Consider the following 13475-nt stretch of genomic DNA (forward strand, 5'->3'; position numbering starts at 1 on the left):
CAGGGCAATAGTTGTCCACGGCCTCTTATCGCTATGAGGAATAAAAGTGTAAAGCCATTAATGGCCTTACACTTTAAGTTGAGATCTGCTATTTATAGCCCGCGCTTTGTACAATTTTACCGTTAGAATTAATTTCGTCAAGCGGGATGGGCCATACGTATGATTTGCTGTCGTCCCATTGGAAATTACCGCTCAAATTCATTGCAGTTTTGTAATAGGTTGCTTCTGATTTACCTATGCGCCAGCGGCAAACGTCAAACCACCAGCTGCCTTCGTTAAACAGCTCGGCCCAACGCTCGTAGTATAAAGGGTTGTTGCCAAGCACCGGGTCATTTATGGCCGATGTTTTATCGGTTAATGATTTATAATCAATAGGCGATGCCGCATCTATTGGCAAATTATAAGCCCTGCGTTTTACCTTATTTAAATATTCAAGCGCGGTACCCACATCACCTGATCCTTTAGCGGCTTCGGCATATAACAGGTATACATCGGCTAAACGCAGCAGGTAAAAGTTCCAGGCATCGGCAATTGAATTGGTGGGCGCATTGCCGTTGCCATTGCCTTCGTTGTACAAGGTGGGCGCGTATTTTCTTACGCTCCATCCGTATACATCGGTATTATTAGCCAGCCCGTTGGGTTTTGCGGCAGGCGCCCAATGCACACCATCAAACTTTAATGAATCTAACCAGGGTTGAATACCGTTCACATACAGGCGCGGATCGGCGGTTTTGGCCGTGCGTACCAATGCAGCCTGTGTTTTATAAGCAGGGTCCATAATTTTCTCCGGATTGGCATAACTTGGATCTTTGCCGGTGTATTTAGGATTATTGACCAGATTATAGGCCGTGCCCAAAGGATAGCCGAAACGCAGCACATTCTGATCGTGCATAAACTCGTTACCATAACCCAGCGCAAAGGCGTTTTCTACCTTACCATCGCCGCCTAATGCCCATGGTGCCCATATCAGTCCATTAATGGCTGTAGCGTTGGCCGCATCGCTGTAAATACCGTACCCACCTTTTGAGTCGTTATCGATATTAAGCTCAAACAACGATTCTTCATTAAACTCATTGGCTGTGTTGCCGCCAAACGCGTCGCTGTATTTGCTGAACGGCATTAACGATTTGCCGCTGTGCTGTATAACATCAAGTAAAGTGGTTTTGGCATTTGTCCAATCCTGGGTATATACATAGGCCTTACCTAACTGGCCTTTAGCGCTCCACTCAGTAACACGACCAATATCATTACCTGTCCAAACTTTGCCTTTCAACAGATCGGCGGATTTTTTAAGGTCGTTTTCAATTAAATCCCAAACCTCTTTTACGCTTGAACGGGCCTTTTGCGTACCGGCCAGATCAGTAGGAGAAACATCATAAATAGGCACGCCCAATTTATCGCCGCCAGCACCGCCGGCAGATATGTAGCTTTCACCAAATAAGGTTTCCAGCTGCATGTAGTAGTAACCGCGTAAAAAGTAAGCCTGTCCAAGTATAGCGTCGGCATCGGCTTTATCAGTTGCTTTAGCGTAATGGGCATTAAAAAATGCAACTGCGGCAATTGTTGTATTACAGTTTTTTACACCTGTAAAAAGGGTTTTCCACGCACCGGTAGAAAACGAGTTGGTGATGGACAGGTTGGTATTGGCCATTTCGTTCCAACCAGCATCGCCGCCATACATGGAGTTTACGGTGTGCATACTGTTTGATAATGCCTTTGGCAAAAAGTTAAAGCCCAGATAATTCTGATCGCGCAGGTTTGAATAACCCGCCGCCAGTACGCTGTTTAAATCGGCTATACTTTGCGGATAGGCATTGGTTGAGTACTTATCCGTAGGTGCAACATTCAGGGGACTCTTTTTACAACCCGATACTATTGACAGTGCCAGTATTGCTATATATATTTTCTTATACATTTCGGTAAATTTTGATGGTTAGCATTAAAAAGTTAGATCTAAACCTGCTGAATAGATACGGGCCTGCGGATACTGCGAAACCTGGTCTATACCGCGGGTTGTTACACCATAGCCTGTAGGCGATGAAGCAAAGCCCAGCTCGGGATCAAGACCGGTGTATTTGGTAATAGTGAACACATTATTGGCCATTACAAAGATCCTTGCCCCCTTAACTTTTATGTGTGATAGCATTTGCGCCGGGAAGCTGTAACCAATTTGCAGGTTTTTAAGCTTCAGGTAATTACCGCTTTCCACAAAGTAGCTGTTAACCGATGAATAATTTTTATTTTGATCGGTAGCTGTGATGCCTGTATTATCAATTACACCAATACGCGGTTGCGAAGTAAGGCCGTTGCTGCCCAAAAACGACGCGCCAAAGATCTGGCTTGTAGTGTTACCATCAGAAAAAGGGAACTGGGTATAGGCTTTAACACCATTGTATAATTGCACACCGGCTACGCCGTTAAACAACATGGCTACATCAAACCCTTTATAGTTAAAGCGCATGTTTAAACCGTACACCAGTTTAGGATTAGGGTTGCCTAACACCTGGCGGTCGGCATCGGTAATGTTGCCATCACCAGTAAGGTCCTGATAGTGCAGATCGCCAGCGCGGGCTACGTGTCCGTCAACCTTTTGATTTGCGGCTTCGGCGTCTGTTTTAAAAATCCCCAATACTTTATACCCGTAGAATGAACCGAATGGCAAACCTGCCTTAGTAATAGTAAGCGATTGATTTGGTGTGGCACTAAACCCGGCATCGCCAAAGCTGTAGTAGTTAAAACCATCCTGTATGCTGCTGGTAGCAACGCCATCGAGCTTGGTAACTTTGTTTTTATTGAAACCGGCGGTAGCGCTAATGTCATAACCAAAACCATTGGCCGATTGATTTTTGAAACCTACCATGATATCAATACCCCTGTTATTCACCCTGCCCACATTGGCCAGGAAAGGCTGCGTAAAGCCCGAGCTTACCGATAATGGTATGCCGTAAAGCATATCCTTGGTGTTTTTGTTAAAATACTCCAGGGTAAAATAAAGCTTGCCGTTAAAGGCTTCTCCATCTAAACCAATATTTGTTTCGGTAACGGTTTCCCAATGTAATGCGGGGTTTGGTACTGCGTTAATTGAATTGGCAATCACCAGCGGACCGCCCGGAGAAAAATTCTGCGCGCCTGAAGCTATGCCCTGGCTGGCCAAAAACTGGCTATAGGTAGATACAAATGAATACTGACCAATATTGCTATTACCCAATGAACCGTAGCTGCCACGTAATTTTAACAGGTTAATAACCGGAATAGCTTTGAAGAAACCTTCCTCGCTGATATTCCACCCTGCGGATACGGCTGGGAATGTACCTTTCTGACGGTCAGGACCGAAGGTGGTAAAGTTTTCATCCTGCCTTACTGAGCCCGAGATGTAATACTTGCCGTTGAAGTTATAGTTCAACCTTGCAAATTCAGATTTTATGAGTCCGTTTGGATCATAGTGACCATTAAGCGTTAAGTTTGAACCGGAGGTTTGTACGAATGAGTAACCTGGCAAGCCTACTGAGCTTTCAATACCGGTAATGTTGTTGTACTTGTTAATGATCTGTTCAAAACCGGCAATTACGTTAAGGTGGTGCTTACCATAGCTTTGATCATAAGTAAGTACATAGTTGGTTAACAATTGGGTGCTTTGAATTTCAGATTTGGTAAGCGAGTTGGTACCGATACCTACTTTACCTATTGAAAATTTATCCTGGAAATAATCCTGGTTCTCCAGGTAATAATTATAGCTGAAATTACTGCGGAAGCTTAAATTAAGCGGCAGTTTAATTTCTGCATAAAAATTTGTTTGTAGGTTATTTTTAAAGTTCTGCGCGTCGGCAAAGTGAGCTGTACCAACCGGGTTAGGGCCGCCAAACTGCGATACCTGCCCGTAGCCTTGCGGCACTATCCCAAACTGACCGTATTTATCATAAACCGGAATAATTGGTAACGTACGGAAAGGCGCATTATGCAGCTGTGCTTCTGAACCTACAGGCGGCGAAGTTTTACGCTGCGAAAAGGCAATCTGCTCGCCTACTTTTAAAAAGCTGCTCAGCTTGTAATCGGTGTTAATACGTAAGCCAGCTATATTGGAGTAGTTTTTAATGTAGATTCCTTTTTGATCGTTATAAAAACCCGATAACAGGTAGTTTACAATAGGCGATGAACCCGAGATAGATAAATTATAGTTTTGCTCATAAGCATCGCCGTACAAGGCTTTTACCCAGTCGGTATTGGCTAAGGTATCAATGCCTGCTTTAGGTGTTCCGTTGGCTTCGTTAAAATAGGTAGGGTGCAGGATGTTCTGTAATTTTATAAAATCATTCTTATCCAGCAGTTTTATAAGTTTTGGTTTGGTGATACCATAACGTGCGCTGAAATTGATAACCGGCTTATCTGAATTACCTTTCTTGGTGGTAATTAAAATAACACCGCCCGCCGCTGCCGAACCATAAATGGCCGCCGCTGCTGCATCTTTCAATACATCTATTGATGCTATATCCTGTACGTTTATGTTATTGCCATCGGGTACCCTTACACCATCAACAATGTAAAGCGGGTTGGGCTGATGTAATGAAGCTACCCCGCGAATAATGATGGTTGGCGTAGCATCTGGCGCACTTGAGTTTTTAACAATATCCACGCCTGCTACTCTGCCTTGTAATGCTTCAGTTGGATTGGTTATAGGTTGATTTTTAAATATATCGCCCTTAATGGAAGCTATGGAACCTGTAATATCTTTACGTTTTTGGGTACCGTAACCTACTACCACAACTTCGTTCAGCTGGCGCTGATCTTCAAGCAGGGTAACATTGATACTGGTTTGGCTGCCTACGGTTATTTCCTGCTTAACATAGCCCAACATACTGAACACCAGTTTTGCTGTACTGTTATCAACCGCTATGGTATAATCGCCTTTTGCGTTGGAGATGGTTCCTTTGGTTGTGCCGCTTATGGTAATGTTAACGCCGGGAAGCGGGGCACCTTGCCCATCGGTGATTTTGCCCGAAACTGATACCTGTGCATAGGAGGCCAGGGATAGCAGCAAAAACAAAGGACAAAAAAGTAATTTCTGTAGTAATTGTTTTTTATACATAATAGTTTGATTTAGATTTTTTTGATTTGGTTAGTGATTGGTAGTTTGAAGGATTTTTGTCAGCCGGAAAATAACCGGGCTTTAACGGCCGATAAGCTCCCGGCACTTTTGGGGCAAAATAAATCGCATACAAAAAAGCGCTTCAATAATCGCCCTGATCTTTGATACATATTCATAACAATAAAAAAACTTAAACAGGTAATTGGTTTATAAATTGGCGGCACCAAACTGTATTGGCTGCGGCACAATTACAATATCAAAGAGAGGGGATTAATACGTTTACAGCAAGTTTCAAAAACAAAATATAAACAAGTTGGGAGTATATATAATATAACAATCTGACAATCAATTACATATTAACTATTGTGGAACTGAAAAATATAAACCTTATATAACAAAAAAATAAGCTGACATGGGTTTATATGGCTTTTATGGCCATAATTTTATGCTCGAATTCATCATTACTGATGTTTGATTTGCCCTTGATACGGGCTTTGTAGTTGTAAATGGTATTTACAGAATACTCCAGGATATGGGCAATTTTTTCGGTGTCGCTAATGCCAAGCCGCACCAGTGCGAAGATCCGCAGGTCGGTATTTAGTAACTGGTTGGGTAAAAGCTTTACGCGGTTCTCTTCACAGAACAAAGCATTGTAATCGGCAACAAAATTGGGGAAAATCTTGAGGAAAGCTTTATCAAAATTGATGAACAGCTCTTCGCGCTCTTTTGTAAGGTTGATGTTATTAACCAGCAAACGGATATCATCATAGCGTTTAGTGGTAAGTTTGTTATCAACCGAGCGTTTAAACTTATCCAGTTTGTTGATATATTCAGCTATGAGGTTAAAATAGTAACCAATGTATTCTTCCTTAATTTTATCGGCTTCGTTTAATTTATTGATGCTTTCCTGCAAATTATGGTTGGCCTCGAGGATAACCTTATCTGCCAGTTTTAACTTTTGCAGCTGTTTGTAAATGATAACTGCAAACACCACCACAATAATGGCCAGCACCGTAAGCAGCGAAGCGTAAAAGAACAATACCTTACGCTGCTGCTCTACATAGCTTATTTGCTCGCCGGCTATGATGGGTAAAATTGCCCCTACCTGTATCTTACGCTGCCGTGCCCCATAGTAAACAGCATCGTTCATGGCCTGCTTTATGTACATATAGGCATTCTTAACATCGCCGCGCTGGTGAAGCAATTGTGCCAGGGTGGTCATGGCAGCAGCTTCCTTTGTTGACGATTTAACATCAGCTATGGCAGCCTGAATAAGCAGGGCAATGGCCTTTTCCGGGTGGTTATTGCGAATGTAAATATCGCTGAGGGTAGATGAAGTAACGGCAAACTGATGGTCGGTTAACTTATACTTATCAATAAGCAGTTTTAAATTTGAGATGGCTTTATCAATACTGCCACTTTTAAGAAACTTTAAACCATTATAATAGATATACTCGAACGAACTGCTTTTGCTCAGCGAATTGGCCGAATCGATATATTTTTCGGCACGACTGTTATAAATTGGGGTGTAGTAATTATCCTTGTCAAAATCGGCCAGGTCATAATAGGTGCGGGCGGTTAAGTAGTAGTACTCTTTGCGGGCTTCGTTATCCAGCAATTTAACATTTACGGTCTTTAACGAATCGAAGGTTTCCTTAAACATGCCTGATGACAACAGGATAAACCCCAGCTTAATACGACTGTATGCTATCTTTTCGGGATCGTTCAACAGGTGGCCTACCTGCTGTAATTTTTGGGCATAGTTAAAAGCCTCGTCATAATTGAACGATTTATATTCGTTATATAAGTTCAGGAATACCCGGTATTTGAGGTTAAGGTCGGGATTATCGGCATTGGTAAGCTCCTTTTTTAATTGCTCAATACGGTTAAGTTTACCCGCGTCGTAATCCTGCTTTTTGTCGAGCACGTTGTTGAGTTGGGTTAAAAGGCTATCATAACTTTGGGCCCAACCACACGAGCACATCAATAACAAGAAAGAAATTACAAGTAAACTTTTCTTCATATTTAAAAGAAGCAATTAAGGGCTTGCAGCCGCTAAGGTTTCGGGATTTTATAATTGGTTATAACAGTACAAACCACGCAAATGGTTCATAGTCTAAAATTATAAAAATAAGTTAATATGGATAGGGGATATTGAAGGGAATATTACGAAAGGGAAACGTCTGTCTTATTTTATTGTAGAGACGCATAATTGCGGCTCTTGTATGAATTGTGCGGCTTTGAATAGTATATTTCGATTCGGACATGATGCAAACTAACCAAGGGTACGACTCACCCCGCCGGCACTTCGTGCGATGGCCCTCTCTCCGGCTTCGCCGGAAAGAGGGCGGGGAATTTTTTATATTTTATTTTAATATACATACTGCACCCCCCTCTATGCGGCGAAGCCGGAGAGAGGGGTGACGAGCGCAGCGATGTCGGGGTGAGTTGACTACGCGTTTGCCAGTGCCCTATCTAAATGTACATAGCCACCATCTACATAAACAAGTTGCCCCGTGGTATGGCTTGATTTTGGCGATAACAGGAAAGCAGTGGTATTGGCAATTTCTTCAACTGTGGTCATGCGGTTGCCCAATGGTATTTTTAATTCTATCTCGTTAAGCTTAGCGCCGGGGTCGGGTAAGGTTTTTATCCAGTTTTCATATAGTGGCGTCCAGCATTCGGCCACGATTATTGCGTTTACACGGATGCCGTATTTTAACAATTCTACAGCCCATTCGCGTGTAAGCCCATGCCTGCCCCCGTTTGAAGCCGCGTAGCCCGACGTATTGCCCTGCCCCGTAACCGAAGTTTTGGACGCGATATTAAGTATCACCCCTTGCGATTTTTTTAGTTCGGGCAGCGCGTAATGTGCCATGAGGTAATAATGAACCAGGTTTTTTTGTAACGATGCCATAAATGCTTCGTGGTTACCTGTTTCTAAACCTACGCTATCGTTCACACCGGCATTGTTTACCAAACCATCTATCCGGCCATATTGGGCCACTACCGCGTTAACTGCGCTTTCGCTGGCCTTGGGATCAGTAAGCTCTGCCACTACCTGGAAAGCTTTACCTCCATCGGCTTCAATAGCTTGTACAACCTGAAGATTATCCTCTTCACTTCGCCCCACAATAACCGGTATAGCGCCCTCCTTTGCCAGCGTTTTTACAATGCCTTCGCCTATCCCTTTTGCACCGCCTGTTACTATAATTACTTTACCTGTAAGTCCTAAATCCATTGTAGTATATATTATTCAATTTTTATTAGTGGGCTACCGTAAGTTTTACCGGCTTTGCATTGAAGTTTTTCATCGCGAAATAAAACACGAAAACAAAGCAAGCCGCAGGTACCAAATAAGCGATTTGTATATTAGTAATGTCCGATACTAAACCCAATATCGGCGGAAAAACAGCCCCCCCTACAATTGCCATAATTACTAATGACGAACCCAGTTTTGTTTTGGCGCCCAAACCTCTTATGCTTAATGAAAATATGGTTGGAAACATGATAGACATAAAAAATTCTACTCCCATGAGCGCATAAACAGAGAATTTCCCATGCAGCACTACCGCTAAAGCAATAAGGAAAATATTTATAATACTGTAAATGGCCAAAAGTTTAACAGGATTTATGAATTTCATTAAAAAAGTACCTATAAACCTGCCGGCCATAAAACCAGCCAACGCAACAGCTAAAAACTTAGAAGCCAGTTGTTGTTCTATACCTGCAACCCTGCCAGCAAACCGGATGAAGAAACTACTTACACATACCTGTGCCCCCACATAAAAAAACTGCGCTAATACGCCTCTCATCAGGTTTTTTTCTTTAAATAAAGATGTAAGCCGCTTTGAAAAGGAGTTTTCGGCTAAGGCTACGATGCTATCTTCTTCCTCCTCTACAATTTCTGGTAAAGACGTTTTGTATAGTACTACGGCCAATATCAGTACTACCGCGCCAATAATTAAAAAAGGCACCTGAACAGTTGATGCTTCCTTATTTAAATACTCATTTAATTGTGAAGGCAACATGGTACTTTCCTGTTTGGCGGTTAAACTTGTAGCCGATAAAATTACCATCCCTCCAATGTAGGGAGCAGCAGAGGCAGCCAAACCATTAAATGATTGAGCAAAATTTAACCGGAATGCTGCACTCTCCGGGTCACCTAAAGCCGTTATATAAGGGTTTGCCGCAGTTTCCAGAAAAGCCAAACCACACGCTATGATGAACAAAGCAGACAAGAAAAACGCATAGCTGCGTACTGATGCCGCAGGATAAAACAAAAATGCACCTACGGCACAAAGTGTTAGCCCTAATATAATGCCTCCTTTGTAACCAAACTTCTTCATAAATAAGCCTGCGGGTATTGCCATTACAAAATAGCCTATGTATGATGCAGAATCAACCAATGAAGATTGCAGATCAGTTAACTGACAGGCCTTTTTTAAGTGAGGGATAAGGATAGGGTTCAAATTCAATGCAAACCCCCATACGAAGAATAAGGAAGTTATCAGGCCTACTGCGAAGAGCTTTTTGTCTGTTGACATAATTGGGTTTTATTATTTAGGTTTTATTGGTTTATAAATTCGTTAGTTCACTTCAAGTTCATCTTTTGACGGCAGTTTAGGGAACGGCGTATGCGGCCCGCTTTGGTACCAGAATACGGTTGAAGCAATATCATCCTGTAACGGCATATATCGCCCGCCTTGTCGCCAGCCCAAAGCCTGGATGGTTACCTTCAGGCTTTTTTCAAAGCGTATAGGGTCCACAATATGCCAGCGGTACAAGCCGAAACGTTGTGCTACATTATAATGGCCATCGCCACGGATCACCTGCGGCAAACCGCTATAAGGGCTGCAAAATTCGGTGTATTCTGTTTTATCTTCTTCCTTGCCATTAGCATCCTTATGATGGGTATCAAAATCATATGATCCGCAGAAATAATCCTCGGTTCCGGTACCGTTTATGGTTGGGAATTTGGTATCGCCATCCATAAAAAATTTGATCTCTCCTTCACCCCACCAGCCATTTTTATTGGAACCGTATGCCAGGTAAGTACCCACATACTGGCCCTTTCCTTTAATGCTATCTACCAAAACAAAATCTTTTTTATAAGGCAATGGGTTTACCCGGCGAAATTGCGCGTGGAAATAAGCAGCATCATCCGGTACATCGGTAAGTGTATAATCAACCTGGTAATAAAGCACCATATCATTATCGTCGATGTTTTCCATAGTGATGCGGCACTTTTTGCGAAAAGGCATAGGCCAGTAGCAATTAAACGCACTGCCCGGATTTACGGCCACGGCCAGCGATTGCAACGGCGAGTATTTACCCCAGCCCATGCAAAAGAAATCGCCTACCGGCACTTCAACCGAGGGTGTGGTTTCATCATCCCAATAAAAACGGAGTATGCTGTAACGCCAGTTGCCGGTCGGTGTCATCCAGATGTGCTGTATAGCACCCGATTCATTAATTTCGGCAATGGTAAAAGTGGTATGTTTTTTTATGACCACGCTTGGGCTCACTTTCCAGGTTTGGCCCAGTTCGCGCGATGCGCCTTGGCCTGTACCGGTTGTAGCCATACCGCCCTTGCCCTTTTCGCCCGTAAAATTTTCCGGACTTATCGATCGTGTTTTGGCATCGCTCAAGCGGTACAAATTACCGAGGCCTACATCCAACCCATTAAACTTTTGTGCAAATGCCGATGTTGTGGCAAGAATAAACATGCAGCTTACTAAAACATAATTTTTCATCTTCAACATAAAGGTTATAATTAGTAATTGGCCGTAACGCACTCATTGGCTAATGAATTACGGTGTGTTTTGTCTGCAAGGTTAGTTTAAACACTTTACGTTTAAAGCAACTCACAATCATATCAATAATTTTCTTTTTATCTATCCCGTTATATGAGCATAACATACCTTTATTTTGGCATTGCCTATGTATAATTACAGGCAAATTTGCCATTACCGGTATGCTCATAAAAGCTAATTTACATTTATTAAAAAAAGAAACATCAGCCCAAAAACAATATTATTGAACATAACAGTGCTCATCATCAAAATAAAATACATTTTTGCAGTATGCCGTTCAGTCTTATCCTTAACAACATTGCCAAGCACATTCATTTAACAAATGATGAGCAGGATATTTTTACCGCCTATCTGCAATCAAAAACCATAAAGCGTAAACAGTTTATGCTTACCGATGGCGATATCTGCAAATATTCCATATTTGTTACCAGTGGTTGTTTAAGGGGCTACACGGTTGATAAAAGTGGCATTGAACATGTGCTGAGCTTTGCCCCACCGGGCTGGTGGATTGCCGACATGTACAGCCTGATATCGCAAAAGCCAGGCATCCTTAATATTGAAACACTGGAAGATACCGAAGTGCTGCTGCTATCTAAAGTGAACCAGGAAAAGCTGTACCTGCAAATTCCCAAGTTTGAGCATTTTTTCAGGGTGCTGGTAGAAAACTCATTAGTAGCCAGTCAGCAGCGATTGATAGACAGCCTTAGCCTTACCGCCGAAGAGCGGTACAACAATTTTTGCAAGCGATACCCTACACTGATAGATCATCTGCCGCAAAAACAAATAGCATCTTACATTGGCGTAACCCCCGAATTTTTCAGCAGGATGAGAAGCGTGATGGTGAGGAAGAGATAGTAATTGGTGAGTGGTTGATTATGTGAATCATTTGAAAATAACCTTAGATCAACTAATACCTATTCAACTATTCCCATTTGCACCATGCAAGGAGAAGTCCTCTCCTTTGGAGAGGATTATTACATGAGGGCTCCGCCGTTTAGGTGAGGCTTCTTTTCTTAATCTACATCAAGTACCCTCCATTGTATTAGCCATACCTTTATTATATAAAAGGAAACTTAACAATGGCACAAACAACATTACATAAGGCCGATACCCGCGGTCATGCAAGTCATGGGTGGTTAAACAGCTACCATTCATTTAGCTTCGGCACTTACTATAATCCCGAAAGGATGAATTTTGGCGCGCTGCGTGTACTGAATGATGACACCGTTGATGCAGGAATGGGCTTTGGCAAACACCCGCATGATAACATGGAAATTATCTCCATTCCGTTAGAAGGCGATCTGGAACATAAGGACAGTATGAACAATGTGGCCGTAATTAAAAATGGCGATATCCAGGCCATGAGCGCCGGAACCGGCATTTACCATAGCGAATACAATAACGACCGCGATAAACGCGTAAAGTTTTTGCAAATCTGGCTATATCCAAACAAAAAGAACGTTGAACCCCGGTATGATCAGCTTACGCTTGACCTGGCCGATCGTCATAATAAACTGCAGCAAGTTCTTTCACCCAATGCCAACGATGCCGGTGTATGGATTCACCAGGATGCCTGGTTTCATTTGGGCAAGTTCGACAAAGGCATCAGTACCGAATACACTATCAAAAAAGCAGGAAACGGCGTTTACGCTTTTATACTAAGTGGCGAAGTAATCATTAACGGCCAAACATTAAACACCCGCGACGGCTTTGGTATCTGGGATACCAATAAATTCGATATTACAGCAAATACAGATGCAGAGTTTTTGCTGATGGATGTACCGATGATTATTTGATGTGCAGATTACAGATTTCAAATGTGCAGATGATCAAAACAAAAGTTTAAATATAATCAACAAGCCAATCAAAGCCCTCTCTTTTGGAGAGGGTTGGGTGAGGGCTATTTAACAAGCCGATCAAAGTCGTCTCCCTTGGAGAGGATTTAGGTGAGGCTTCCCCGTTTAGGTGGGAGTAAAACATACAACATGATACAAATATTAGTAATAGGCCGCCATCCCGAAATACTGGCAACAGTAGTGCGCCTGGTAAACAACAACCCAGCATGGAATGCCACCGGCTGCATTACCAACGAGGAAGCCATATCAGCATTTACAAACCAACAGTTCAAACTGGTACTGTTGGGCGGCGGTGTTGATGAAGCATCGGAAACCGAACTATGCATACAATTTAAAGCCGTTAATCCAGATATTAAAATAGTGCAGCACTATGGGGGTGGTAGCGGGTTGCTAAGTGCCGAGATCTACGAGGCGTTGAGATAGGAATATTAATTTTAACTCTTATTTAAGGGGATGTATCTATATACATCCCTTTTTTATTGGGTTACAACTTGTGGCAAAATGCCTTACAACTTATTGCATTGTAGGGCGGAGATATTTGGTAGTGCGGTGAGGTAAATAGTGATAGGGGTGGATGAAGGATTAGCAGATCAATGAGTTAATGATGAGCTGGAAATTATATTGCATAAAAAAAGCCCTTAACTGTTTCCAGCAAGGGCTTGATTTAAGATTGGGCACCGACCTACTCTCCCACGTTTTACCGCAGTACCATCGGCTCTG

At 42.6% G+C, this 13475-nt stretch carries 9 protein-coding genes; 3 read left to right on the plus strand and 6 right to left on the minus strand.

Features of this window, described 5'->3' with window-relative positions; translation table 11 throughout:
- Positions 1-88: 88 nt before the first annotated feature.
- The 6 genes from BLS59_RS15495 to BLS59_RS15520 all read right to left on the minus strand — a co-directional run bounded on the left by BLS59_RS15495 (position 89) and on the right by BLS59_RS15520 (position 10839).
- A complete protein-coding gene (locus BLS59_RS15495) occupies positions 89-1915 on the minus strand; it encodes a RagB/SusD family nutrient uptake outer membrane protein (RefSeq protein ID WP_091150191.1) in 1827 nt (608 codons plus the stop codon).
- 24 nt (positions 1916-1939) lie between these two features.
- On the minus strand, positions 1940-5083 hold the full coding sequence (locus tag BLS59_RS15500; RefSeq protein ID WP_091150192.1) for a SusC/RagA family TonB-linked outer membrane protein: 3144 nt from the start codon (positions 5081-5083) through the stop codon (positions 1940-1942).
- Positions 5084-5501: 418 nt separating this feature from the next.
- Complete coding sequence (locus tag BLS59_RS15505) at positions 5502-7106, minus strand: DUF6377 domain-containing protein (RefSeq protein WP_162842650.1); 1605 nt, start codon at positions 7104-7106, stop codon at positions 5502-5504.
- Positions 7107-7535: 429 nt separating this feature from the next.
- Positions 7536-8324 carry an SDR family oxidoreductase gene (locus tag BLS59_RS15510; protein ID WP_091150194.1) on the minus strand — a complete coding sequence of 263 codons (789 nt, stop codon included), beginning with the start codon at positions 8322-8324 and terminating at the stop codon, positions 7536-7538.
- 25 nt (positions 8325-8349) lie between these two features.
- The gene (fucP, locus tag BLS59_RS15515) at positions 8350-9630 is read right to left on the minus strand and encodes an L-fucose:H+ symporter permease (protein ID WP_091150196.1); all 1281 of its coding nucleotides are present in this window, start codon (positions 9628-9630) and stop codon (positions 8350-8352) included.
- 42 nt (positions 9631-9672) lie between these two features.
- Complete coding sequence (locus BLS59_RS15520) at positions 9673-10839, minus strand: glycoside hydrolase family 172 protein (RefSeq protein ID WP_091150198.1); 1167 nt, start codon at positions 10837-10839, stop codon at positions 9673-9675.
- A 330-nt stretch (positions 10840-11169) separates the two neighbouring features.
- On the opposite strand from BLS59_RS15520, the gene BLS59_RS15530 reads away from it, so the two are divergent.
- From BLS59_RS15530 to BLS59_RS15540, 3 genes are all read left to right on the plus strand, one after another.
- Positions 11170-11754, plus strand: coding sequence for a Crp/Fnr family transcriptional regulator (locus BLS59_RS15530; RefSeq protein WP_091150201.1), 585 nt, complete (start codon positions 11170-11172; stop codon positions 11752-11754).
- 224 nt (positions 11755-11978) lie between these two features.
- Entirely contained in the window at positions 11979-12695 is a 717-nt protein-coding gene (locus BLS59_RS15535) for a pirin family protein (RefSeq protein WP_091150203.1), read from the plus strand.
- 189 nt (positions 12696-12884) lie between these two features.
- Positions 12885-13178, plus strand: a complete 294-nt coding sequence (locus BLS59_RS15540; RefSeq protein ID WP_091150205.1) for a response regulator — start codon at positions 12885-12887, stop codon at positions 13176-13178.
- Positions 13179-13475: the final 297 nt, after the last annotated feature.

Origin of the sequence: Mucilaginibacter pineti, assembly GCF_900101875.1 — a bacterium.
GTDB classification, from domain to species: domain Bacteria; phylum Bacteroidota; class Bacteroidia; order Sphingobacteriales; family Sphingobacteriaceae; genus Mucilaginibacter; species Mucilaginibacter pineti.